The sequence below is a fragment of the Hydrocarboniclastica marina genome, assembly GCF_004851605.1.
GTDB classification, from domain to species: domain Bacteria; phylum Pseudomonadota; class Gammaproteobacteria; order Pseudomonadales; family Oleiphilaceae; genus Hydrocarboniclastica; species Hydrocarboniclastica marina.
Map to the genome: position 1 here is coordinate 3,611,938 of NZ_CP031093.1, position 24,865 is coordinate 3,636,802.

Annotated in this window: 20 protein-coding genes; 10 read left to right on the forward strand and 10 right to left on the reverse strand. The window is 59.3% G+C overall.

The features are described 5' to 3' along the window. Positions 1-204: 204 nt before the first annotated feature. The 3 genes from soil367_RS15985 to soil367_RS15995 all read left to right on the forward strand — a co-directional run bounded on the left by soil367_RS15985 (position 205) and on the right by soil367_RS15995 (position 2,658). Positions 205-741 carry an aminoacyl-tRNA deacylase gene (locus soil367_RS15985; protein ID WP_136550041.1) on the forward strand — a complete coding sequence of 179 codons (537 nt, stop codon included), beginning with the start codon at positions 205-207 and terminating at the stop codon, positions 739-741. A 123-nt stretch (positions 742-864) separates the two neighbouring features. Then, on the forward strand, positions 865-2,238 hold the full coding sequence (locus soil367_RS15990; protein WP_136550042.1) for an FAD-dependent oxidoreductase: 1,374 nt from the start codon (positions 865-867) through the stop codon (positions 2,236-2,238). Positions 2,239-2,292: 54 nt separating this feature from the next. Then, positions 2,293-2,658: a histidine triad nucleotide-binding protein gene (locus tag soil367_RS15995; RefSeq protein WP_136550043.1), complete on the forward strand. Its 366-nt coding sequence runs from the start codon at positions 2,293-2,295 to the stop codon at positions 2,656-2,658. A 28-nt stretch (positions 2,659-2,686) separates the two neighbouring features. Here soil367_RS15995 and phoU read toward each other — a convergent pair whose 3' ends face one another. The 5 genes from phoU to soil367_RS16020 form a co-directional block, all read right to left on the reverse strand. Next, the gene (gene phoU, locus soil367_RS16000; protein ID WP_136550044.1) at positions 2,687-3,412 is read right to left on the reverse strand and encodes a phosphate signaling complex protein PhoU; all 726 of its coding nucleotides are present in this window, start codon (positions 3,410-3,412) and stop codon (positions 2,687-2,689) included. A 55-nt stretch (positions 3,413-3,467) separates the two neighbouring features. After that, positions 3,468-4,259 (reverse strand): phosphate ABC transporter ATP-binding protein PstB, encoded by a 792-nt coding sequence (gene pstB / locus soil367_RS16005; protein WP_246065634.1) that lies wholly within the window; start codon positions 4,257-4,259, stop codon positions 3,468-3,470. Between the two features lie 139 nt (positions 4,260-4,398). Next, positions 4,399-5,673 carry a phosphate ABC transporter permease PstA gene (pstA, locus tag soil367_RS16010; protein ID WP_136550045.1) on the reverse strand — a complete coding sequence of 425 codons (1,275 nt, stop codon included), beginning with the start codon at positions 5,671-5,673 and terminating at the stop codon, positions 4,399-4,401. Continuing rightward, a complete protein-coding gene (pstC, locus tag soil367_RS16015) occupies positions 5,666-7,054 on the reverse strand; it encodes a phosphate ABC transporter permease subunit PstC (protein WP_136550046.1) in 1,389 nt (462 codons plus the stop codon). Before pstC ends, pstA begins: the two co-directional genes overlap by 8 nt. Positions 7,055-7,215: 161 nt before the next feature. After that, positions 7,216-8,274, reverse strand: coding sequence for a substrate-binding domain-containing protein (locus soil367_RS16020; protein WP_246065369.1), 1,059 nt, complete (start codon positions 8,272-8,274; stop codon positions 7,216-7,218). Between the two features lie 267 nt (positions 8,275-8,541). Between soil367_RS16020 and soil367_RS16025 the strand changes: the two genes are divergently transcribed. Continuing rightward, entirely contained in the window at positions 8,542-8,952 is a 411-nt protein-coding gene (locus soil367_RS16025; protein ID WP_136550047.1) for an acyl-CoA thioesterase, read from the forward strand. Positions 8,953-8,994: 42 nt separating this feature from the next. On the opposite strand, the gene uvrD is transcribed toward soil367_RS16025, so the two are convergent. After that, positions 8,995-11,148, reverse strand: coding sequence for a DNA helicase II (gene uvrD, locus soil367_RS16030; protein ID WP_136550048.1), 2,154 nt, complete (start codon positions 11,146-11,148; stop codon positions 8,995-8,997). A gap of 145 nt (positions 11,149-11,293) precedes the next feature. On the opposite strand from uvrD, the gene soil367_RS16035 reads away from it, so the two are divergent. From soil367_RS16035 to ppnN, 3 genes are all read left to right on the forward strand, one after another. Further along, positions 11,294-12,154 carry an SIS domain-containing protein gene (locus soil367_RS16035; protein ID WP_136550049.1) on the forward strand — a complete coding sequence of 287 codons (861 nt, stop codon included), beginning with the start codon at positions 11,294-11,296 and terminating at the stop codon, positions 12,152-12,154. Positions 12,155-12,470: 316 nt separating this feature from the next. Further along, on the forward strand, positions 12,471-12,674 hold the full coding sequence (locus soil367_RS16040; protein WP_136550050.1) for a PA3496 family putative envelope integrity protein: 204 nt from the start codon (positions 12,471-12,473) through the stop codon (positions 12,672-12,674). A 328-nt stretch (positions 12,675-13,002) separates the two neighbouring features. Next, entirely contained in the window at positions 13,003-14,391 is a 1,389-nt protein-coding gene (ppnN, locus tag soil367_RS16045) for a nucleotide 5'-monophosphate nucleosidase PpnN (protein WP_136550051.1), read from the forward strand. An 83-nt stretch (positions 14,392-14,474) separates the two neighbouring features. Here ppnN and soil367_RS16050 read toward each other — a convergent pair whose 3' ends face one another. The 4 genes from soil367_RS16050 to speE form a co-directional block, all read right to left on the reverse strand. Beyond that, positions 14,475-14,804: a c-type cytochrome gene (locus tag soil367_RS16050; protein ID WP_246065371.1), complete on the reverse strand. Its 330-nt coding sequence runs from the start codon at positions 14,802-14,804 to the stop codon at positions 14,475-14,477. Between the two features lie 213 nt (positions 14,805-15,017). Further along, positions 15,018-15,728, reverse strand: coding sequence for an ankyrin repeat domain-containing protein (locus tag soil367_RS16055; protein WP_246065373.1), 711 nt, complete (start codon positions 15,726-15,728; stop codon positions 15,018-15,020). 131 nt (positions 15,729-15,859) lie between these two features. Next, positions 15,860-18,217 (reverse strand): tRNA(Met) cytidine acetyltransferase TmcA, encoded by a 2,358-nt coding sequence (locus soil367_RS16060; protein ID WP_136550052.1) that lies wholly within the window; start codon positions 18,215-18,217, stop codon positions 15,860-15,862. A 795-nt stretch (positions 18,218-19,012) separates the two neighbouring features. Beyond that, positions 19,013-19,873, reverse strand: coding sequence for a polyamine aminopropyltransferase (gene speE / locus soil367_RS16065; protein ID WP_136550053.1), 861 nt, complete (start codon positions 19,871-19,873; stop codon positions 19,013-19,015). Between the two features lie 176 nt (positions 19,874-20,049). Here speE and speA point away from each other — a divergent pair, with 176 nt between their 5' ends. The 3 genes from speA (at position 20,050) to soil367_RS16080 (ending at position 24,865) form a co-directional block, all read left to right on the forward strand. Further along, positions 20,050-21,960, forward strand: coding sequence for a biosynthetic arginine decarboxylase (gene speA, locus soil367_RS16070; RefSeq protein WP_136550054.1), 1,911 nt, complete (start codon positions 20,050-20,052; stop codon positions 21,958-21,960). Positions 21,961-22,113: 153 nt separating this feature from the next. Beyond that, positions 22,114-22,947 carry a tRNA cyclic N6-threonylcarbamoyladenosine(37) synthase TcdA gene (gene tcdA / locus soil367_RS16075; protein ID WP_136550055.1) on the forward strand — a complete coding sequence of 278 codons (834 nt, stop codon included), beginning with the start codon at positions 22,114-22,116 and terminating at the stop codon, positions 22,945-22,947. 31 nt (positions 22,948-22,978) lie between these two features. After that, the gene (locus soil367_RS16080) at positions 22,979-24,865 is read left to right on the forward strand and encodes a cation:proton antiporter (RefSeq protein ID WP_136550056.1); all 1,887 of its coding nucleotides are present in this window, start codon (positions 22,979-22,981) and stop codon (positions 24,863-24,865) included.

Sequence of the window (24,865 nt, forward strand, 5' to 3'; positions counted from 1 at the left end):
TGCCGTATCACCGGTATCTGCAGGCCAATACCTGCAGATACGCTCAATCCCGCCCCAGTTTTTTCTCAAGTTCTGAAACAGTCGACACACTCGACGTTACGGTTACAAAAGCCAACCGTCCAGATTGCGCAATCTGCTTTGACCTGATCTAAGATTTAGGGAGCATGAAGATCAGATGTTACGCAAAGGCGAGAGGTACATGCCATGCCGGTCCAGCAGCTGAAAGAATTTCTCGATAGCCAGCACGTTTCGCACACCTGTGTTAATCACCCCCCTGCTTTCACCGCCCAGGAAATCGCAAAGCACTGCAGCATTGAAGGCGAGCAGGTGGCCAAGACGGTCATCGTCGAGCTGGACGGTAAGATGACAATGCTGGTCCTGCCGGCCAACTGGCGCATCCGCTGGGACCGGCTGGGCAAGGTGCTTGACACTGACTTTGTCGACCTTGCAGATGAAACTGAGTTTCAGGCGCTTTTCCCCCACTGCGAAGTAGGTGCAATGCCACCTTTCGGCAACCTCTTCGGGATGAATGTCTACTGTTGTGAAAGCCTGACACGGCAGACTGAACTGGTGTTTTCCGCGGGCAGTCATACCGAATCACTGCGGATGACCACGGATGATTTTTTGCGGCTCGTCAACCCGGTCCTGATCAGTCAGGGATTCAACAAAAGCGGGCAGGCCAAACCAGCGTGGCTGGCCGGTCGTAAAAAACCTGCAACGCTTCAGCAGGGGCTCGGCTAATAACCGGCATCTCTGCTGCCGGATCATTTTAGCCAGCCAGCGTTCCATATGCTGGCCATTTTGTTACTCTTGGGCACTTGGTAAAGCTCTTCACCACCCGCCAATCCTGCCCAGGAGAATTTCATGCAAGAGTCTGCTACAGCGGCGCCTTTCGACATTGTCGTGGTTGGGGCCGGCATGGTCGGCGCGGCGCTTGCACTGGGGCTTGGACGGCAAGGCTGGCGGGTTGCGCTGGTCGAGCGCGCAGCCCCTGCGCCGGTTGAGCCAGGGTCCCAACCCGACCTGCGCGTCTCCGCGATAAACACCCATTCCGAAAAACTTCTTCGCAGCCTTGGCGCCTGGCAGGGTATTGAACAATGCCGCCTGACCCCATTTGACCGGCTCTGTGTCTGGGACGCAACCGAACTACCCTTTCCGCCCCGCGCGCCTGCATTAAGCCGCTCCCAGGATACGCCGCTGAATGAGGTGCGATTCGATGCGCGCGCGTTGGGTCAGGGCCAGTTTGGCCACATTGTCGAGAATGGCGTAACCCAATGGGCGCTATGGTCAGCAATCAGGACAGAACCCGCCGTGACCTGTTTCTGCCCGGACGGGTTGGCGACAATTTCAGATAGCGAAACGGACGTCGAAGTCACACTGGACAGCGATAGCCGGTTGCGGGCACGGCTTGTCATCGGTGCCGATGGGGCGACCTCAAAGGTCCGCTCCCTCGCAGGTATCGGCGTTTACCGCGAGCAGTATGAACAGCAGGCGCTGGTTGCGACCGTCTCTCATGCAGGTCCGCCCCAGACCGTCACCTGGCAGGCTTTCCATCCTTCCGGCCCGCGTGCTTACCTTCCCTTACCGGCAATCGACGGCCAAAGCTGGGCCTCATTGGTATGGTACGACAGTCCCGAGCGCATCGCGGAGCTGAAGCTGCTTTCCGAAGCTGATTTCATCCAGGCCATTCAGACCGGGTTTCCACGTCGGCTGCCCCGGCTCACCGCTGCACCAGCGCGGGCAAGTTTTCCTTTGGCCAAGATGCAGGCGAATAACTATTACAAAGGTCGCGTCGCCCTGATCGGGGACGCAGCCCATACCATCAACCCTCTGGCCGGCCTTGGTGTGAACCTCGGCTTTCAGGACGTGGATTGCCTGTTGGGGCTGCTTGAGCCTCTGGCCGAGCAGCCAAACGCAGACCCGACCCACGTACTGATGCGATATCAGAACCAGCGCCGCCCCGCGGCACAGCAGATGATCTGGCTAATGGACCTGTTCTACTACAGCTTCAGCAACAGCCGGTTGCCCGTGCAACTGGCCCGCAACCTGGGACTGCTCGCAGCCCAGCGCTTACCCATGGCGAAACAGCTGGTTGCGCGCTACGCCATGGGCGTCTCGACCGTACCGCGCTCACTGTCACCGATGGAGCTGATAAGCCATCTCCCTCGCCCGCCGAGTCCTTCAGCGGTTCTGACAAGGCTGCGGCCGAGAAAGCCCAGGGCCACTTCTCACCATTGACTGTTCACCAACTGACTGTTCACCAACTGACTGCTGAAACAGAAGGAAAAGGATATGGCGGAAACGCTGTTCGACAAAATCATCCGGCGCGAAATCCCCGCCGACATCGTGTTCGAGGATGACCAGTGCCTGGCATTCAAGGACATCAATCCGCAGGCACCGGTGCATCTGCTGATCATTCCCAAAAAGCAGATACCGACAATCAATGACCTCGAGCCTGAGGATAGCCCCCTGGTGGGCCATCTGTTTTTGGTCGCCAAGCAACTGGCTGCCGAGCAGGGTTTCGCTGAAGATGGCTATCGGGTGGTCATGAACTGCAACGCATCCGCTGGACAGAGCGTTTACCACATTCACCTGCACCTGCTGGCCGGCAAACCACTGGGCTGGCCGCCCTACACCGACCAGCCCAAACAGGTCTGAATCAACCCCGGCCAGGCAGCACCGAAGGTCAGCTCTGACGTTCCACTGCCTGCTCGGCATATGACATGGGCGCGTGGCGCACGTCTGTGCCTTCAACCATGAAGATGACGTGTTCGGCGACGTTGTTGGCGTGGTCACCGACGCGTTCCAGCGCCCGCAGAACCCACATGATATTCAGGCACCGACTGATGCTACGGGGATCTTCCATCATGAAAGTGACCAGCGCTCGTGTAGCACTGCGGTACTCATTATCCACCGCATCGTCTTCCTTCATCACCGCGAGGGCGACCTTGGTGTCAAACCGGGCGAAGGCATCCAGGGCGTCCCGTACCATGGACGCAACATGGGTGCCGATATGCCGGACTTCCACGTAACCCCGCGGAGCCTGGCCCTCTTCCGCCAACGCCAGGGCAAACTTGGCGATTTTCTTGGCTTCATCGCCGATACGCTCAAGATCGGCCACCATTTTGATAACAGAAACCACGAGTCTCAAGTCGCTGGCTGCGGGCTGGCGCTTGGCGATAATACGGGTCGCTTCCTCATCAATCGTCAACTCGATCTGATCCACTTCCTTGTCTTTCGCCCGAACCCGGTCAGCCAGCTCCGAGTCCCCGTTTACCAGCGCCTCGACCGCGTTCTGGACCTGTTGCTCGACGATGCCGCCCATCACGAGCAAGCGATTCTTGAGTTCGCTCAGTTCGCTGTTGAACTGCTGGGAAATATGCTTGGTATGGGTATCTTTGCTGGTACTCATTTTTCCGGAGATTCCTGTGTCAAGGGCGGCCTGCGCCGGCCAGGGCGAGTCGGCGTTAACCGAAACGGCCGGTAATATAGGATTCGGTCAGCTCATGTTTCGGCGAGGTGAAAACACCGTCGGTTTCTCCTATCTCGACCAGATGGCCGAGATGGAAATAGGCCGTGCGGTGCGAAACCCGGGCCGCCTGCTGCATCGAGTGGGTAACGATTACAATCGTATAGGTTCCGGACAGCTCGGAGATCAGCTCTTCGATTCGCGCCGTAGCGATGGGATCAAGTGCCGAGCAGGGCTCGTCCATCAATACAACTTCCGGGCTGACGGCGATGGCGCGGGCTATACACAGCCGCTGCTGCTGGCCGCCGGACAGCCCGGTTCCTGTCGCATCGAGCCGATCCTTGACCTCGTTCCACAGGCCGGCCTGACGCAGACTCTTCTCGACGATTTCATCGAGCTCGGCTTTGCGGTTGGCCAGCCCGTGGATTCGGGGGCCGTAGGCAACATTGTCGTAGATGGACTTGGGAAAAGGATTAGGCTTCTGAAAGACCATACCCACCCGCGCCCTCAGCTCGACGACATCCCGTTTGGGATCGTAGATGTCCTGGCCATCGAGCATCAGTTGGCCGCTGATCCTGGCCGCAGGAATGCTATCGTTCATTCGGTTCAGGCAGCGCAGGAAGGTCGATTTGCCGCAGCCTGACGGGCCGATAAACGCGGTCACCTGGCGTTCGCCCACGTCCAGGCTGACGTCCCGAATCGCCTGCTTGTCGCCGTAAAACACGTCGACGTTACGCAACGTGAACTTTGGCTTGTCGACATAGGGCGTACCGACGGTACTCAGGTCCATACCAGCACCGGCATCGCCGGCTGCACTCTTGCTTCGATCACTGGCCGACGACTCGACAGAGCCGGCGATACGCTCGTCAGGCTCTATCTGGCGGGCGACGATTTTCGGATTCATGGCGCTCATTGTAGAACCTCTCTGTTTACCAGCGGCGTTCAAGCCGCTTGCGCAGCCACACCGCGAAGGCGTTCATGCTAATCAGGAACGCCAGCAAAACCATAATGGCGGCGGACGCGCGCTCTATAAATGCCTGTTCCGGGCTACCGGACCAGAGGAATATCTGAACGGGCAGCACCGTTGCTGAATCAAGGAAACCGTCCGGGATGTCAACGATAAAGGCAACCATACCGATCAGGAGCAGCGGCGCGGTCTCACCGAGCGCCTGGGCCATACCGATGATCGCGCCGGTCATCATCCCCGGCAGCGCCAGGGGTAATACATGGTGCAGAACCACCTGCATCCGGGATGCACCTATGCCTTCCGCGGCCTCCCGGATTGATGGTGGTACGGTCTTGATAGCGGCACGACTGGAGATAATGATGGTCGGCAGTGTCATCAGCGTCAGTACCAGGCCACCGACAAGAGGTACCGACCGTGGCATACCGAACAGGTTGATAAAGACGGCGAGGCCCAGCAGGCCGAAAATTATCGAGGGAACCGCCGCCAGATTATTGATGTTGACCTCGATAAAGTCGGTAAACCGGTTCTGGGGCGCGAATTCTTCCAGATAGATTGCCGCTGCAACGCCGATGGGAAACGACAGCGCCAGGGTGACGGCCATCGTCAGCAGGGACCCCACTATGGCGCCCAGAACGCCCGCATTACCGGGCTCGCGTGAATCGCCTTGGGTGAAGAAGACATCATTGAAGGCGGTATCTATCACATTCAGTTCGACAAGCCGGTCTACCCATTGGCGCTGTTCTTCCGAGAGACGGATGGAGTAATCGGAGTCATTCCCATGCTTGACGTAAACCTCAACCTCGTCACTGGCAAGGAACGTCATGGTGACGCTCTGTCCCAGCAGGTCAGGGCTCTCCTCAAGCCGCTGCCGTACCTGGTAGGCGGCGTAGCTTCCGACCAGTTGGCCCAGGGCCCGCAGTTCCTGCCTGCTCTCTACGCCAGGCACAACATTCTGCAATGCCGCAATGACCGGCGCCATGAAGTCGCCATTACTGAGCTCCTGGGGATCGGTTGCATCAGCGATGTACATGAGCTCCGGGTCAAAGCTGACATCCAGGGTTACTGTGGTTTTCAGAAAACCGGTGTATCCCTTGCCGATGATGTCCGCGAAAAGCACTGCCAGTGCTGAGAGGGCGATGCCGATCGCCAACAGCCCGTAGAACCGAAAGCGCTTTTCCCGACGGTAGCGCCGTTTCAGGGAACGCCGGACGATTGCAGCCTGATCTGAATTACTCATATTGCTCCCGATACTTGCGCACGACGTGAAGGGCGATAATGTTCAGCACCAGAGTCACCAGGAAAAGCAGCAACCCGAGGGCGAAGGCGGCCAGGGTTTTGGCACTGTCGAACTCCTGATCGCCCGTCAGTAGCGTCACGATCTGAACGGTAACCGTGGTCACCGTTTCCAGCGGGTTAACCGTAAGATTGGCAGCGAGCCCGGCCGCCATGACAACGATCATGGTTTCCCCAATTGCCCGGGATGCAGCCAGCAGGATGCTCCCCATAATGCCTGGCAGTGCCGCTGGAAAAAGTACTTTCTTGACGGTTTCCGAGCGCGTCGCCCCCAGCGCAAGCGAACCGTCCCGCATGGTCTGCGGCACGGCGTTTATGACGTCGTCCGAGAGCGACGAAATGAACGGAATGATCATGACACCCATGACCAGACCGGCGGCCAGCGCGCTCTCCGACGACGCGCTCAGACCGACGGCGGTGGCGACGTCGCGGATGAACGGCGCGACAGTCAGCGCCGCGAAAAAGCCATAGACCACGGTCGGAATACCAGCCAGAAGCTCCAGCAACGGCTTGACGACGCTTCTGACCCTGCTGGAGGCATACTCGGCAAGATAAACGGCGGACATCAGCCCGATGGGCACCGCGACCAGCAGTGCAATCGCCGAAATGAGCAGGGTACCGACAAACAGGGGAATGACGCCGAAAGCGCCGGATGAGCCGATCTGCTCCACCCTCAAAGCAGTTTGCGGGCTCCACTTGGTACCGGCAATAAACTCAACGATGGAAACCTTGCCAAAAAAGCGGATGGTCTCGAACAGGACGGAGAAAATAATGCCTACCGTGGTCAGGACCGCAATGCCCGCACAGATGAAGAAGATCCGCCGCAGGGTGTTCTCAACCTGAACCCGGGCATTCAGCCTTGGAGAAATACGTGTCCAGGCAAGGAATCCGCCGAGGACCGCTACTGCTACCACCAGCCCCGACATCAGTTGCTGGCTTTGATTATTCAGAGTCAACAATAGCTTCGCTGCGTCAGCAATGGCTGGCGGGACCTGGTCGGGTGAGAAGGCGCCGGTGGCGACGTTACGGATCTGCGACAGCGTCAGACTCGCCCGGGACAGATTGTCGGGCTGCAACTCCTGAGGGAGGCTGGCAATAACGATGCCCTGGATTATTTCAGTCTCAAATGAGGCCCATAAGCCCAACATGATAAAGGCCGGGATACCGCTCCATAGTGCCGCCTTCGCCGCGTAATACGAAGGCAGCGACTTGAGGTGGCGAATACCGCCCAGAGGCTGGGATAGCGCTTTCGACCGCCAATAACCCAGCACATAGGCGCCCAGCACCAAAGTCATCAGCAGGAGCAGCAGATAGGAAGTTTGCATGATTCTCTCTTCTGAAAAACAACCTGGTCTTGATTCAATCAGGTGACTTCATCCGGTCGTCGCAGGATCCGAACGATTTTCCGGCACTGAATGCGCCGTCAATAAACACGAAAGTGCGGACGTCTCAATAGACGTCCGCACTGTAGACCTGGGGGCCGATACTACAGCTCTTTACCGGTCATTTCCTTTAGTGCCTGTGCTTCGCGGGCCGATTCCATGCGGACGTTCCGCGGTACCGGGATCAGGCCCACGTCTACCAGGTAGCCATTGTCGCCCCATGCGCTTTCGCTGGTGAACTCGGCAACATATTCTTCGATGCCTGGCACAACACCAACGTGCGCTTTCTTGACATAGAACCAGAGTGAACGGGCTACCGGATACTCTTCCGCGCTGATATTGTCGACCGTTGCCTCAACACCATTGATCGAACTGGCCTGTAATGCGCCGGAGTTCTGGTCGAGGAAGCTGTAGCCAAAAATACCGAATGCATCGGGATCGCTTTCCAGTTTCTGCACGATCAGGTTGTCGTTTTCACCAGCTTCTACAAATACGCCGTCTTCACGAATGCTGTGACAGACAGACTTGAACTTGTCTTCGTCGGAATCTTCCATCTCGGCAATGAAGTCAATCTGTTTACAGCCGCCTTCCATGGCCAACTCGACGAATGCGTCCCGGGTACCGGAGGTCGGGGGCGGCCCCATGACGCGGATCGGCTTGTTGGGCAGACCGGAATCGATCTCGCTCCACTTCTTGTAAGGGTTGGGAACCAGCTTCTCGCTGTTCTCGGACTCTGGAACTTCGGCTGCAAGCGCGAGCCAGATCTGCTCCAGGGTGATATCCATCTTCCCGGATTTTTTGGAGTTCGCCAGCACGATCCCGTCGCTGCCTATCAGTACTTCGGTGATCTTCTTGACGCCATTGTCCTGGCACATTTTGAACTCGCTGGACTTCATCCGCCGCGAGGCATTGGTGATGTCAGGGTGCTGTGTGCCAACACCTGCACAGAAGAGTTTCAGGCCGCCACCCGAACCGGTGGATTCAAGCTTAGGCGTAGGGAAATCGCTGCTGCGACCGAAACGCTCGGCAACGACAGTGGCGAACGGATAGACCGTCGACGAGCCGACGATGTTGATCGTGTCACGCGCCATGGCGGGCATGGATGCTGCGACCAATGCTCCAGCAACCGCTGCGCTGGCGATAGCTGTTTTGAATGTCTTCACGCTGAGACTCCCTCTTTTGCTTAAGCTGTTTTCAGCCAATTATGGTGAGACGCAACTTCAACGTAACGTCCACTCGCGACCGGCTTATCTGTGCCGATGAGGGAATCCTAGAGTCTTTTTGTGACAGTAAAGTGACAGCGCCAATTAACCCAGCGCAAGCAGACGCCCGGGCGGGCATACATATCGGTGGGTCAAAGACTATAATGGTGAAAAACACCTCACCGGCGGCGCGACCTGACGCAGCGCGGACAAAAACGAAGGACACAGATGATGAACGATGACAAGCCCCAGCCGCGGGGCGAGTTAGCGCTGCAGGTTGTGGCACTGCCCTCGGATACGAATGCCAACGGCGACCTTTTCGCCGGCTGGCTGGTCAAACAGATGGACCTCGCCGCAGCGACAACCGCCGGGCGCATATCCCGTGGGCGCACGGCCACAGTGGCCATTGATCGGATGGAGTTTCTGTCGCCGTTACGAATCGGATCCCAGGTCAGCTGCTATACCAGCCTGATTGATATCGGCCGCAGCTCCATGAAGATCAACGTCGAAGTCTGGACACTGGACCAGACTGCCCGCCGTCCACGTAAAGTAACCGAAGCGCTGTTCGTCTATGTGGCCATTGATGAGAACGGTCGAATCCGCGAAGTGCCCGACACTAGCAACGACGCTTCGGTCTGAGACAGGGCGCCGGAGTTCTGTCCGGCGTCAGCGTGCAAAGGTTCAGGCTATGGCCTCAAGCCGGGCGTAGGCCAGCACCAGCCACTTGGCGCCCTCCTCGAAATTGACCTGCACCCGGGCCTGGGCCCCTGCCCCTTCGGCGTTCATTACCACACCTTCGCCAAACTTGGGATGAGTAACACGCTGTCCCAGCCTGAAGCCGGCGTCAGCCAGCCCCGTCGCCTCGTGAGGCCGCGCCATCAGCGCGGGACGGGACACCGTATTGCGCAGGCGAACCTCCTGCAGGTTCTCGGGCGGAATTTCCCGCACGAAGCGTGACAGGGCGTGGAACTTCTCCTGGCCGTAAAGTTTGCGTGATTCAGCGTGGGTCAGCACCAGCTTCTGCATCGACCGGGTAATGCCGACGTAGGCCAGACGCCTTTCCTCTTCCATTCTTCCCGGTTCTTCCACCGACATACCATGGGGAAACAGACCTTCCTCCATACCGGTCAGAAAGACGAGCGGAAACTCAAGCCCTTTGGCCGAATGCAGGGTCATGAGCTGGACGCTGTCCTCGTGCTCGTCGGCCTGGGCTTCGCCGGCGTCAAGCGCGGCCTGTGCAATGAACTCGGCCAGAGTATCCACGCCTTCTTCGCTGGGGTATTCGCGCGTAGCCCCGACCAATTCGTCAAGGTTCTCCACCCGCGCCTGCCCTTTCTCGCCGCGTTCGCTGGCGTGGTAGTCCCGCAAACCACTATCGCGGACCGCGCGCTCGGCAAGCGCATGCAATGGCAGGTCCGGCGCATCCGCGGCGAGTTCCTCTACCAGTCCGATAAAACGTTCCAGTCCAGTCCGGGCTTTGCCCTTCAAGGCACCAACTTCGAGCTGGCGCTGGGCGGCCTGCCACAACGAGAGGCTCTCTGCTGCTGCCATCTCGCGCAGCAGGGAAAGACTTTTCGCGCCGATACCCCGCGCGGGGATGTTTACCACGCGTTCAAATGCAGCATCGTCATGGCGATAATGCACCAGCCGCAGGTAGGCCAATGCATTGCGGATTTCCTGTCGGTCGTAGAAGCGCAAGCCCCCGTAGACACGATAGGGAATAGCCTGACGCAGCAATGCTTCTTCCAGCACCCGGGATTGCGCATTCGAGCGATAGAGAATGGCGCAGTCACTGCGGCGATTGCCCTTGTTTGCCCAGTCGCTGATGGTGTCGGCGATATAGTTGGCCTCGTCCTGCTCATTGAAAGCCGTGTAGAGGTCGATCGGCTCGCCTTCGCTGCCGTCGGTCCAGAGTTCCTTGCCCAGCCGGCCCTGATTGTTGGCGATTACCGCGTTGGCTGCGTTGAGGATAGTCTGGGTTGAGCGATAGTTCTGCTCCAGCCGGACCATTCTTGCCGATGGAAAATCGTGCTGATATTGCTGGATATTCTCGATCTTGGCGCCGCGCCAACCATAGATCGACTGGTCGTCGTCGCCCACGACCGTCAGCGGCACCCGATTGCCCGCCAATACCCGCAGCCAGGCGTACTGAATGGTGTTGGTATCCTGAAACTCATCCACCAGCATGTGCCGAAAACGTTGCTGATAGTGGTGCAGCAACTCGGGTTTTTTCAGCCAGAGCTCATGGGAACGCAGGAGTAACTCGCCGAAATCGACCAGCCCGCTACGCTGGCAATGCTTTTCGTACTGGCGGTAAAGGCGGATCATCGTTGTCAGGTAGTGATCGCCGTTGTCATCTATGTGGTCTGCCCGCAGACCTTCATCCTTTTGCGCGCCGATAAACCACTGTACCTGCTTCGGCGGCCACCGGGTCTCATCTACCTGCAGCTCCCGCATCACGCGCTTGACCATGCGTAGCTGGTCGTCACTGTCGAGCACCTGAAAGTTTTCCGGCAGCTCGGCATCGCGATGGTGGGCACGCAGCAAGCGGTGGGCGATGCCGTGGAACGTGCCGAACCACATCCCCCTTGTGGGAATCTCCAGCATCTCCTCGATCCGGCCCCGCATCTCCCGCGCCGCCTTGTTGGTGAAAGTCACTGCCATCAGGCTGCTGGGCGCCAGACCTTCCATCTTTACCAGCCAGGCGATGCGGTGAACCAGAACCCGCGTCTTACCGCTGCCGGCGCCCGCCAGCACCAGCAGATGGTCGCCCGGGGCCGTGACCGCCTCACGCTGGGCATCATTAAGGGGTTCCAGAATTGCAGTGACGTCCATGGAAAAACCTGTTCATTTATTCAGTGGTCGAAAATTATAGCAGCCTCGCCCGCCCAGCCGAACCCCGGTCTTTGCGGAGTTAGCAGTTGGAGGCAAAGTCGCCCGCAGGTATTATCGGAGCCATGTCGAAACAGCCTGGTGACTCTTGAATACACCCCAGATTCTACAACGCCTCCAGCACCGAAGATCCGACCTCCGCAAGTCCGAACAAAAAGTTGCGGAGTACGTGTTACGGCAGCCGGAAGATGTCATCCATATGCGCATTGTCGACCTCGCAACCGAAGCCCAGGTCAGTGAGCCGACCATCGTCCGTTTCTGCCGGGCCATCGGCCTGGACAGTTTCAAGGCCTTCAAGCTGGCCCTGGCCCAGCAACTGGTGCGTCGTGAACCTCTGGTGCCCTTTGCCATCGGCAGCGGCGACAGCACCGAAGTCCTCGGCCGCAAACTTTTGAATAATACGATTGACTGCCTCAGCCAACTGCGAGAAAACCTGGACTGGGATCAGGTCCAGCGGGCCGTGCTCAAGCTGGCTCAGGCAAAGCGGGTCGACTTCTGGGGTTTCGGCGCCTCCGGCATCGTCGCCAACGATGCCCAGCAGAAGTTTTTCCGCCTGGACCTGGCGGTAAATGCGCACTCTGATCCCGACATGCAGCACATGTCTGCGGCGACGCTGGGACCGGGGGATTGCGTCGTGGCTATATCCCACAGTGGCCGTACCCGCAGCCTGCTACAGAGCGGTACGCTCGCTCAGTCGCAGGGGGCGAGCCTTATTGGCCTGTGCCCGCGCGCAACACCTCTGTTTGAACTGGCGGACATCGCCATCCCGGTCATGATCAACGAAGACAACGAGACTTTTACGCCGATGAACTCACGCCTGGCCCATCTGGCGGTTCTCGACATGCTTGCGACCGGCCTCTACCTGCAGAAAAGCCCTGCTATCGACAGGCATCTGGAAAAGGTAAAACGCAGCCTGCACGATCTGAAAATTCCCCCGCGCGACAATTAGAGTTCGCATTACTGCACCGCCACCCCATACGTTAGTATCGTTTCGATACTGTTCAGGTCAGAAAACACTTGTCTTCCAAAAAAAACATGGCTAGCGTTAGAGGTGTCTGCCCTCCCCATAAGGGTTAAGAGGGGCTTTCAGGGTGTCATACAAAGTTAACAACGACACTTTACGTTAGTTGGAAAAGTCATCGCGTCGGCTGTAAACCATCCGAGCGAAGTTGAAGTATTAGGGAGCCAGGCTTTAGCTGGTTCGATGCGGATGCGGGACCTGTTGTCCTGCCCAACCTGATCTTACAACGGGAGATTTTCTTGCTATGTCTACCGCACAGACCGTCCAGTCCATCCAGTCCGTCCAGGCGGAACTTCTCGATATATTCGGCGACATGCACCGCCACGACGCTGACTATAAAGACAAAGCCGTTGCCCAGAGAAGGCTCGCCGCCCGCCGCGCCATTGAACAGCACTTCGAACGACGCCAACTGGAGAAGCAGATCAGCGATTGCTGGATAGATGACTGAGCTCTAAGGCTACAGCTCAAGCCCCACCCGGAGTCCCTCTGGACCTCTCCAGGTGAGCGCACGGTTTCGCGCGTCGGCGCATATCACCAGGCGCATAAGGGGGTCTGAGATGTACCCCTGCCCCCTTGGCAACTCCGAACCGGCCGAAATTATACTGGCACCCATACTCAAGATGCGGCCGTAGCGCGGCCCTGTCTCTCACGCAACGTAGCCCACCCCAGAGCCCGCGTGTACACTGTACTCAATCCGGTCCGTTGTGCTTACCGCCGCTCTGACGCCGCTTTTACTGCCCGCGACCGCTCCTATAACTCGAAACAAAGCAGGTACTATGTCAGAACAAGTACTCAATGCCCGTGTATCCCCCGAAGGCTCGCTAGAAATACTCTCCCGGCACGAAGTCGACCTCCTCAAAGACAAAGGTGAAGGAGGGCTCTACCGGCTGTTTCGCCAGTGCGCGCTGGCTGTTCTCAACTGCGGCAACGAAAGCGACGATGCGGAAGAAATCCACGACGCCTATCGGGACTTCGACATTCGGCTGGTGCAGCAGCCCCGTGGCCTGAAGATCGAGCTCCTGAATGCGCCGGCCAGTGCCTTCGTCGACGGCGTCATGATCCGTGGCATCCGCGAACACCTCTTTTCGGTACTGCGGGATATCGTCTATAGCCATTCGCTTCTGGCTACTGCAAAAGCCACGGACCAGCAGAAACCGGACGACCTGACCAATCTGATCTTCCATATTCTCAGGAATGCCGGCGTTCTGACCCACGGCAGCCACCCCAATATGATCGTCTGCTGGGGCGGGCACTCTATCAGCCGGCAGGAGTATGATTACAGCAAGGAAGTAGGCCATGAGCTGGGCCTGCGTGGGCTGAACATCTGCACCGGTTGCGGGCCAGGCGCAATGAAAGGCCCAATGAAAGGCGCGACGATCGCGCACGCAAAACAGCGTGTCGCAGGTGGCCGTTATCTGGGGATTACAGAGCCCGGCATTATTGCCGCAGAGTCACCTAACCCCATTGTTAACAAACTGGTTATCATGCCGGACATCGAAAAACGGCTGGAGGCTTTTGTCCGCAGTGGCCACGGCATTGTCATCTTTCCGGGTGGGGTCGGCACAGCCGAAGAGATTCTCTATATCCTGGGCGTTCTGCTGCACCCGGACAACAGGGAGCTGCCGTTCCCACTGATTTTCACAGGGTCTGCGGAGAACGCGGATTATTTCGAGATGATGGATAACTTCATCCGGGCTGCGCTTGGAGAAGAGGCCGCCAGCCGCTACAGGATCATCATCGACGACCCCGCAGAGGTGGCGCGCCAGATGAGTCAGGGCATGGAACAGGTGCGCGACTACCGGCGCCAGAAGCAGGACGCCTACTACTTCAACTGGCTGCTGAAAATCGACCCCATTTTCCAGCAACCCTTCGAACCGACGCACGAGAGCATGCTCGGCCTTGACCTCAGCAGCCGACAGCCACCCCACCTGCTAGCCGCAAACCTGCGCTGTGCATTTAGCGGCATCGTCGCCGGCAACGTCAAGGAGCAGGGCGTGGCACAAGTCAAGCTGAAAGGCCCGTTCGAAATCAGCGGTGACCCCAAACTGCTGGGGCCGCTCGAAGTGCTGTTGGATGCCTTCGTCAAACAGGGTCGAATGAAACTGCCTGGGCACGTATACCGACCCAGTTACCGTATAGTCCCTGCCAAGCACCCTGCGACCTAGCACCTGACCGCCCCGGGATGCGCTCTGTATGAGTGTCAGTTCGGCGCCGGTAAAGCTAGCGGCCTGGCTACGAGAGAGACAGCCTACTTTCGTTCCAGGCTCGCGAAGTAGGCCGCGAGGTCTGCTATGTCCTGCTCGCTCAGGTTGGCGGCCATGCCCTGCATGATCGCCGCCTGACCACCGCGGCGCAGATTTTCCTTGTAGGCTTTCAGGGCATAGACGAGGTAGGCCTCGTGTTGTCCGCCGATGTGCGGGTAGGCTTCGATAGCCGCACGGCCGTCCTTGCCGTGGCATACAACGCAGGGACCGGCTTTTTCCTTCCCTGCCTCTATATCGCCGTCTGCCTGCAGTGTCGCTGGCAGCGTCATCGAAACCAGCGCAAACATTGCCACTCGCTTTTTCCATTTATCCATTGCGTTGCCTTGCCTCCTGATCGTTCGCCACGTTCGCCCGTCCGTCGCCCCTATCCAGATGTATCCTGCCCGTCGCAGTGAGCAATGTAATCGTGATGCCACTGTTTCGGTCAAATATCGCAGTTAAAACCACCGGATAACAAGTTGCGAAACTGTGAGACGCATTTTAGGGAATACAACTGGCTCAACGGGAGCGGACCAGTCCGTGCCAGCTCAGGAACCGGCGCCGGATTGCACCAAGAGCATAACCAGGTCTTCGTTGCCGACCCTGCGAGCCACATCGAGCGCGGTCTCGCCGTCGTCGGGGCTTCGATAGTGAACGTCCGCCCCTGCGTCGATCAGAACCTGACTCATCAGCAGGTCGTTCTGGCCAACAACCTGCATCAACAGGGACTCTCCCGAGCGGGCAACGTTGACGTTGCCACCCCGGCTCAGCAGCAGTTTGACGGTGGACAGGTTACCGTTGCGCGCCGCCCACGCGAGTGCCGTGTCACCCGTGGCGTTGACGCTGTTGATCTCAGCCCCGGCCCTCAGCAGCATCTCGACGATACGACCATTGCCCTCCCGACTGGCGACCATCAGCGCCGTGACCCCGTCAGGTGGCGCCAAGTCTGGCTCTGCACCGCTGCGTAGAAGATACCAGACCACCTCATCATTACCGTTGGCCGCGGCCTGCGTCAGCGGCGTAGCGTCAGGGCCGCGGGCATTGACGGGTGCCTTGCTCTCCACCAGTGCTTTGACCCGGGCGATATCACCCTTGCCTGCTGCAGCGATCAGAGGGGTCGCACTTTCGGCAGTGACGATGCCCAGATTGACGTCCTTCGCGGGCGGATTACTGCATGCGGTCAGCAGCAACATGGCCAGCAGCAGCCAGGAGGCCACGGGTGGTTTCGACTCTTCCCTGAACTTCTGCCCTAACCTCATGCGTTGCTCTCTTCTGAAAAATTGATAGGCGTAAAGGTTCGAATGCGCAATTGTTAACCCGTGCTGTCCCGGGCGATACCGAACCGCTCACAGTTCGGCCACTGCACTGGCTTCAGTCGGACGACCAAGGGCTATGCATGGGTCAGCAATTGCCCCGCGACAGCTCGCAAGCATGCCATCGCGCCTTTACGGCCGCTTGCCAGCCCGAGCGACTGCCACTTTCCCTCGGGCACCTGCTGCAGGATCGCACTGCACCACAGCGCCCGCGCATCGCCCAGCGTTGCCGGCAGAGCTCCCGCCAGAGTTCCCGAAAGAGTTCCCGAAAGAGCTTCCACAAGAGTTCCCGGCGCCAGGCGCCAGGTCAGTCTCTGCAAGGGTAGCAGGGTCAACGCGAGTGGCCGATGACCGTTTGTAAAATCTTCCACCTCCAGCCTGTCCTGCTCGCTCCAGCGCGCTGCCGGAGTCCAGTACTGACCGAGCGTAAGGACGAGGGCCGGCTCCAGCGAAGCCAGTTCAGTAGTCAGCAGCAGCGGCCAGTGCTCGGCGAAACGTTCTGCCTGTCTCTGGCAGAGTTCGCTGCCAGCTTCAGTGATGCCCTGCCCCATCATCATGCTGTACGCGCCGCTGGCGGGATCACGTCGTACGCCCATACGCAATGGCGACAACCCGCTGCGCAGCCAGAAGCTGAACAGCTCTGGGTCGGCTCCGAAACTGGTCCCCAGCACATCAAGGCCTTCTCGCTCAGCTTCGGCCCGAGTGGCCGCGACCAGCTGCCGCCCGACACCCTGCCGGCGGGTGTCGGGATGCACCGCGACACGCACTATACGCCAATACCGCAGCGTCGCGCCCAAAGCATCACCCCCGTACGCAGCCAGGGCCTGGGGCAGCAGCTGGCCGCGGGTACGTCGCTGGCCCTGCCTTACTGCCAGCGCAAGATCCGGCTCGAGCCCTCCTTCCGCCATCAGCCAGATGGCGCCGACCACACTGTCGCCCTTAAGCGCCAGCCAGCAACGGCTGTCGGGGTCGTCCAACAGTAGCCTCAGATCATCGGGCGTTGTCTGGTAGTGGGCGTTGACCAACAGGCCGAATACTGAAGAAAGCCGAGACTCGTCGGCAACCCGGCATGAACGCGGCCACGGAACAATCTGGAATTCCGACGAAGAGGCGACACCGTTCGCGGCAGCCATGGCCGAGTTGGGTAGTGCAGGCGGTAACTCCGGCAGGTCGGCGTCAAGCAGGAGCAGGCGATTCAGCAAGGGCTCGAGCGGATCGGACGCGGCCCAGCGCACCGGCTCTGTCAGGGACAGCGCGTGCCATTGGGGCGTCTTGGTATTGAGATAACGCTCGAATCGAAGCTTGAAGCCCCGTCCACTGCCCTCATAGCCGTGCACGGTGCTGGCAAAGACTATCCGCGCATAGTGGTTGAGCAGCTGTGCCAGTATAGGCACAGGGATCGCGGCCGCTTCGTCGACCAGAAGCAGATCCGCCTGCGGAAGTTCGTCCAGCAACTCGGCCGGTTTCAGGTAATGAATACTGCCCCGAGCCGCGCTCCCAGCGTAACTCTGCAACAGTTCCTTGACGGGTCCGTCGGGCCGAATGGCGGGATCATCGTCGGCATAACCAATGGGACTGGTGGTGGGATAATCGGTCGAGCTATTGATGGGGCCGTCGCTACTATCCTCGAGCCCAATCTTGGCGTGACGCCAGAACGCATCAAGCGCCTTCGGCTGTAGCGCGGTAACGACAATGTGCAAGGGTTCTTCGTTAATCAGCTGAGCGGCCGCCATCCCCAGAATCGCGCTCTTACCCCGGCCCCGATCGGCAGTAAGCACCAGCGGACGGCGGCGATGTCCCCGGCGTACCCGGAGAATGGCCGTGAGTGCTCGCTGCTGATCTCGGGTCGGCAGAGACTGATCCGGCGCCCGTTCGAGAATCGGAAGCGGCGGCGGTGTATTGCCCGGCGTGATCCGCAAAACATGCGGGTCGTTTTCGAGAAGGTGAGCAAGTCGTGCGAGATAGCTTTTTTTACCGGGCGTCGATCCCATGCGGCCATAATCGGGATCAGAATAAAACGGCCACTCATCGGCCAGCGGCGTCAGCAGGAACAGAACCCCTCCGCCGACCAGCGTGCCGGCCAGTGCGCCGAAAGCGTCCGGATGAAAACCGGCCCGCGCATCCCAGACCAGCGTTTCGTGTTCCTGCCCAAGTTGGGCACGGGCCTGATCCGGTCTGAGACCGCCAGCGCCGACCCAACAAGTCTTTGCTGCGGCCGAGACTGAGAGGGCGTCCCGGGTCCATTGCCGGGTGCTCTGCGCTGAGCCCCGCACCCAAACCAGCCTGCGCTCGCGCGCAGGGCGCAGCTGAGTCTTTAGCGCCTCTAGCCAATCGGAAGGCTCTGAGTGTTGAGGTGGGCCTGATGCTCGCTGATGAGACCGGGGCTCTGTATCGTTCGTGGGCACTGGGTGTTCCGCCTGCGGAGATGCGGTCATTCTGTCTGAGCACGGCTTGACCGGCAAACGGTTTCCCTGGTGCTTGCCGAAGAGGGTGGCGACTGGAGCACACCGGTGCTCGACAGCTTAGAGGGGATTGGGAGTTGGCTGGTGGCCCCGTGTATTTGTTTGTTTCGAGTTGAACCTCGGGCCTACGCTTGGGCTTCGAGCTCTTGAAGACAAAGAATTTCGTCCATCGCCTGCGGCGCTGACCGAGTCACTTCTTTGGCAATAGCACCAAAGAAGTAACCAAGAAAGTGCCACCCCGCTGCGCTGCCCCTCGTACCGAGGGGTCCTCTGCGCTCCTCACCGCGCGAAGGCACCCTCTAAACTCGCTTCGCTCAGACAACGAGGTCGCTTTATCTTCGCGCGGCTCCGGTGCTCGACAGCTTAGAGGGGATTGGGCGTTGTCTTAAGATCCGGTGAAAAAACGAAAAAGTGGGCGGGTGCTTGAGCAAAAACTGCCAGAACAATTTTTTCTTTACCTGTCACCTGACACCAAGCTGACTTCCACTCCCTCCCCCTCTGAACTGGCGAGCATCGCAGCAGGCCGGGGATCAGTGGGCTCGTTGTCTGAGCGCAGCGAGTTTAGAGCCCACCCCCGGCCTGCGAGAAGCACAGCGAACCGCTTGCGCAGCAAGCGGCAGGAAGGGGGTGGCGTTTTCTTGGTTACTTCTTTGTCGCTACTGACAAAGAAGTGACTCGGTCAGCGCCGTAGGCGATGGACGAAAGCCGTGGCTTTAGCTTTAGCTTTAGCCTTGGCCTTGGCGTGAAGAGCCAAAACGGCCGCCACCGTTATCCCTCAAACAAATCCACCATAAATTGCGGCTGCGCCAAGGCCGCATGATGAATCGCCTTATTATAATACCGCGTCACAAATGGCCGCTCATCCGCATCCTCCTCCCGGAAATACTGCAATGGCTTGTTCTTGCCAGCCATCGTGCAGCTCCACCACCCGGTCGGATAAACCGGCTGCGGAAACGGCAAGGTCATCACGTGATCAAAGCCTGCCTTAAGCATGTCTTCCCGGGCCCGGCGAATAATACTGTCGGCATGAAGCAGCGGGCTCTCACTTTGCTGAACCACCATACCGCCCTCACGCAGGGCGATCATACAGTCGCGATAGAAGTCGGCGGCGAAAAGGCCTTCCGCGGGGCCGACCGGGTCGGTGCTGTCGACGATAATGAGGTCGATGCTTTCGGGTTCGACGTCGCGCATCCACTGTATGCCATCGCCGAAGAACAGGTTGGCGCGTGGGTCATCGTTGGACTCGCACAGCTCCGGGAAGTACTGTTCCGACAGGCGGGTTACGCGCTCGTCGATATCGACCTGCCAGGCTTCTTCCACACCCGGATGCTTGAGTACTTCGCGCAGAGTGCCACAGTCGCCGCCGCCAATGATCACCACCTTACGGGGATCTTTGTGTGTAAAGAGGGCGGGATGGGCCATCATCTCGTGGTAGAGGAAGTTGTCCCGCGTGGTCAGCATGACGCAGCCGTCGATGGTCATCAGATTGCCGAAGGTTTCCGTCTCCCATATGGCGATTTTCTGGAAAGGGGTCTGTTCCTCGTGCAGTTTGCCTTTCACCTTCAGGGAAAAAGCAGTGCCTTCGTCCTGAAAAATTTCGGTAAACCACCCCTCGTTCAACGCAGTCATAGCCATCCCTCTGTCTCGGTATAAATTAACGTGCGGCTATTGTAGGACCTGACGGGCCCACGGGCGAGAGCGGGATTGAGCAAGCCGGCGGTTTGCTAGCAGAGGCAAAAGCGGAGAGGACACCAGGCCGGGCGATTCTTTACAATGGCCGTCCACACGGACCAGGAGACCTGCCGATGACCGCCGATTCGCGCCAGCGTGCGCTCGACGCCTACAACATTCCCCACTGGAGCGACGGCTACATTGATGTAGACCCAGGCGGCGACGTTGTCATCCGACCCCACCGGGACAGCGACACCCAGTCCATCAACCTGCCGGCGCTGGTCCGGACGCTGGCCGACGCCGGGCTGCAGCTGCCGGTGCTGGTGCGCTTTACCGACATTCTCCACGACCGGGTCAACCGCCTCTGCCAGGCTTTCAATGAGGTGTCCGCGAGGCTGGAGTACACCGGCCGTTATACCGCGGTGTACCCGATCAAGGTCAACCAGCAGCGCCGGGTGGTGGAAGAGATTGTGGCCGCCGAACCCGCCGCGAGCCAGGGGCAGATTGGCCTTGAGGCGGGCAGTAAGCCCGAGTTGATGGCGGTGCTGGCGCTATCCCGGCGCCCGGGTTCGGTCATTATCTGCAATGGCTACAAGGATCGGGAATACATCCGCCTGGCGCTGATTGGGCGCAAGCTGGGCCACCGCGTTTTTATTGTGGTTGAGAAAGTCACCGAATTGCAGCTGATCCTGCAGCAGGCCCGCGAGCTTGGGGTTCAGCCTTTGATAGGCGTTCGCGCCAGGCTCAGCTCCATCGGCAAAGGCAACTGGCAAAACACGGGGGGCGAAAAATCCAAGTTCGGCCTCTCGGCCAGCCAGGTGCTGGACGTACTGGCCCAGCTGGAAGCCGCCGGGGCACTGGAGAGCCTCCAGCTGCTGCACTTTCACCTGGGTTCCCAGATCGCCAACATCCGCGATATTCAGACCGGCCTGCGCGAGTGCGCGCGCTTTTACAGCGAACTGCGCAGCATGGGCGCGCCGGTGGGCACTATTGATATTGGTGGCGGGCTTGGGGTCGACTACGAAGGCACCCGCTCGCGCAGTAGCTGCTCGATCAACTACAGCATCGATGAATACGCCTGGAACGTGGTCCAGACCTTGCGCGAAGAATGCGACCGGGCTGGCTGCCCGCATCCGGACCTTATCAGCGAGTCAGGCCGGGCCATGACAGCCCACCATGCGGCACTGATCACCAACGTGATTGATCGCGAAGCGCCAACCGGCGACATAAGCGGCACGGTTACAGCAGACGCCGCGGCGCCCCTGCGCAATCTCTGGGACGACTATCAGGCGCTGACTTCCGGTACCAGCCCACGCTCGCTGATCGAGCTGTACCACAACATCGTGCATATGATCAGCGAAGTTCACGCCATGTTCGCCCACGGCGTGCTAAACCTGGCCGAGCGGGCCCAGGCCGAGCAGATTTACCGTGCCTCCTGCCTGCTGCTACAGCAACAGCTGCGGCCCGACAATCGGATGCACCGGGAAGTCCTGGACGAACTCAACGAAAAGCTGGCCGAGAAGCTGTTCGTCAACTTTTCCCTCTTCCAGTCCCTGCCCGACGTCTGGGGCATCGATCAGATCTTCCCGATCCTGCCGATCCACGGGCTTGACCGACCCTTGAGTCGCCGGGCTGTCATCCAGGACATCACCTGCGATTCGGACGGTCGGATTGATCTCTACGTCGACGGCGAAGGTATCGAAACTACCCTCCCGATGCCGGCAACCCCGGAGGAAGAGCCTCTTCTGTTGGGCTTTTTCATGGTCGGCGCCTACCAGGAAATACTCGGGGATATGCACAACCTCTTCGGCGATACCCATTCTGTGGATGTCATCGCCGGCGATGACGGCCAGTACCGTATTGACCATCCTCTTGAGGGCGACTCTGTTTCTGATGTACTGCGTTATGTCCACTTCGACCCCGAGGAGATCACCCGGGCCTATCGGGACCAGTTTGACTCAGCAGATCTCGATCCCGCCGAGCGCGAGCGGCTGCTGACCGAACTGCAGCAGGGCATGACTGGTTATACCTACCTTGAGGACTGACCCAGCGTGGCTTGAGGACTGACACAGCCTGGCCCGTTGCGCGCCACCTCAACAGACCGTAACTTGGCCAGTGCCCGGCGGGCCGCCCGGCGATTCAGGTGCCCTGCGGATCAGGTTACAATGCCGCCTTAATTTCCTGAAAGCGGAGTCAGCATGATTTCACCGGCCTACGAGGCTCGGTTTGCGGGGCTGGATCGCCTGTATGGCGCGGAGACCACGCGCCGCTTTCGTGCCAGCCACGTGGCTGTCGTGGGCATGGGCGGCGTGGGGTCGTGGGCGGTTGAGGCTCTCGCCCGCAGCGGCATCGGCGAACTCACGCTGATCGATCTCGACGACGTCTGCCTGTCCAACACCAATCGCCAGTCGCACGCACTTGACGGTCAGTATGGCCGGCAGAAGGTCGAGGCCGTGGCCGACCGGGTGCGGGCCATAAACCCCGACTGCACCGTTCACCCGGTTTCCGCCTTTGTCACCGTGAACAATGTGGCCAGCCTCATAACAGACGAGCTGGACGGCGTGATTGACGCCATCGACAGCATCAAATCCAAGGCTGGTCTGCTGGCACACTGCAAACGTCTGAAATGTCCTGTAATTTGTGCGGGAGGTGCTGGCGGTCAGATCGACCCCACACAGATCTGTACCGCAGATCTCAGCCGTACAACCCAGGACCCGCTACTGGCGAAAGTGCGGAGCCTGCTACGACGGGACTACGGTTTCAGCCGCAACCCCAAGCGCCGCTTTGGCATAGAGTGCGTATACTCGACCGAGCAGCTGATCTACCCCGATGGCACTGGCGGCGTTTGCCACCAGAAGCCCGGCGGTGATACGCCGGTGCGGCTCGACTGTGCCAGTGGCTTCGGTGCGAGCGTCGCCGTTACGGCGAGTTTCGGCTTCACTGCCTGCGCTCGGTTGCTGCTCAGGCTTGCGAATTCTGCGGCACCGACTGATGAAGATGAGCCCGAAGCAACTCCGGGTCCGACGCTGTAGCGGACCGTTTCCCTAAGGACCTGACGAACTCATGGACGTAAACACGACTTTTATTCTCGCCTGTATTGGCGTGCTGTCTCTCCTGTGTCAGTGGCTGGCCTGGCGTGTGCGCGTGCCTGCAATACTGTTCCTGTTAGCCGCGGGTATTATCGCCGGGCCCGTTGCAGGTGTACTGGTGCCCTCTGCGGTATTCGGTGAGCTCCTGTTTCCGCTGGTCTCGCTGTCGGTGGCGATTATCCTTTTTGAGGGCAGCCTGACTCTGCGCTTCGGTGAGATAAAGGGCCACGGCAAGATGGTTCGTAACCTGATCCCCGTGGGCACGGTCGTGACATGGCTGATCGGCACGCTAGCTGCAAAATGGGCGCTGAACCTTTCCTGGCCCATCTCGCTGCTCTTCGGCGCCATTGTGGTAGTGACCGGCCCGACGGTAATCGTGCCATTGCTACGGTCGGTCCGTCCGACGTCGACCATCTCCAATATTCTACGCTGGGAAGGCATCGTCATTGACCCCGTGGGGGCTTTGCTGGCGGTTCTCGTGTATGAGGGTATCGTATCAAGCGGCCAGGGCAGCCTGCTCGGTCATTCACTGTATCTGTTCGGCCTTGCCGTCGCCGTAGGCACCGTGCTGGGCTGCCTCGGCGGTTACTTCATGGGTTTGGCGTTGCGCAAGCACCTGCTGCCCCAGTACCTGCACAACGCCGCTACGCTGACGTTCATGCTGGGCCTGTTTGCGTTGTCAAACAACCTCGCCCACGAGTCCGGCCTGCTTACGGTTACGGTGATGGGCATCTGGATGGCCAATATGAAGAACGTGCCGATCGAGGACATCCTCGAATTCAAGGAGTCCCTGAGCGTCCTGTTGATATCTGCACTGTTCATCATCCTTGCTGCGCGTATTGAGTTCCAGGCCATTGCTGAACTGGGCACTGGCCTCGTCTGGGTCTTGCTGGCCGTCATGCTGGTGGCGCGGCCGATCACCGTCTGGCTCTCGTCCATAGGGACCGAACTCACCTTGCGGGAGAAACTGTTCCTGAGCTGGATTTCGCCCCGCGGTATTGTCGCAGCCGCAGTTTCGGCTCTGTTTGCGTTCAAGCTGACCGAGCTCGGTTACGAGGACGCCGCTGTACTGGTACCTATGGTCTTCATGGTCATCATCGCAACCGTTACCCTCCAGAGTCTGACTGCGAGGCCACTGGCACGGGCACTGGGTGTGGCACAGCCCGCCGCATATGGGTTCCTGATCATGGGGGCGAATCCGATCGCCCGCCAGATCGCCTCAGTGTTGAAAAAGCGGGAAATCCCCGTAGTGGTAACCGACAGTAACTGGGAAAACATCCGCCAGGCCCGGATGGAAAGTCTCCCGGTGTATTTCGGCAACCCGGTTTCCGACCATGCGCGGCACCACCTGGACCTGATCGGCATTGGCAACGTCTTGCTGGTCTCGCCTTATAAACAGCTCAATTCCCTCGCCAGCTACCATTTCCTCGACCATTTCGGCATGGGCCATGTGTTCAGCCTTTACGAAGGGGACCAGGAGCAGGGCGCCCGTCACCAGCCGGCAGAAAAGATTCAACAGACCCGCGGACTGTTCGGCGAGGGCGTGACTTACGCCAAGCTGGCCAGCCTCACCAGCAAAGGGTTCACAGTAAAGAGCACGCAGCTGACCGAAGAATTTACGCTGGATGACTACCAGCGGCGCTACGATAACCAGGCACTGATCCTCTTTACCATCGATCCCCGGGGCAAGATTCAGCCGGTGACCGAGCAGCGTAGCCTCAAGCTGGATACGGGCTGGGAGCTCATCGGCCTGGTACCTCCGGTTGAAAAAGAGCGCAAGGTCAAAGCAAAGGAGCGCGAGGAATCCACCTCGGGCGGGGCCGAGTCAGCGCTAAACAAAGGCGCAGCCGGGTTGAAGTAG